The organism is Halomonas marinisediminis, assembly GCF_004347715.1.
In the GTDB taxonomy this organism is placed as follows: domain Bacteria; phylum Pseudomonadota; class Gammaproteobacteria; order Pseudomonadales; family Halomonadaceae; genus Halomonas; species Halomonas icarae.
On the sequence record NZ_SLTR01000560.1, the window covers coordinates 1 to 261 of the forward strand.

The 261-nt window shown below is 65.9% G+C and carries 1 pseudogene; it reads left to right on the top strand.

Annotated elements, in window-relative coordinates:
* Positions 1-22: 22 nt before the first annotated feature.
* Positions 23-261 (top strand): annotated as a pseudogene (locus tag E0702_RS17805) (TRAP transporter permease DctM/Q); the annotation flags it as partial.

The window sequence follows — 261 nt, forward strand, 5'->3', positions numbered from 1 at the left end:
TCTGGTGGCGCGGCCCTTGCACATGGCGCTGATCCTGCCTTGGGTGTTTCTGTTCGCCGCCGCCACCCCGGTGGCGCGGATCTCGGGGGCTGTTCTCACGGGCCTCGGCATTGCCGGGTGCCTCTGGATCGCGCTCAACCACCAGATGTTGCGCAACCAGTACGGCTTTCTCGAAAGCGGGTTCCAGGTCGTGCTGGCCCTTACAATGTTGCTGATCGCGATGGAGGGAGCGCGTCGGGCGATCGGCTGGCCCCTGCCACT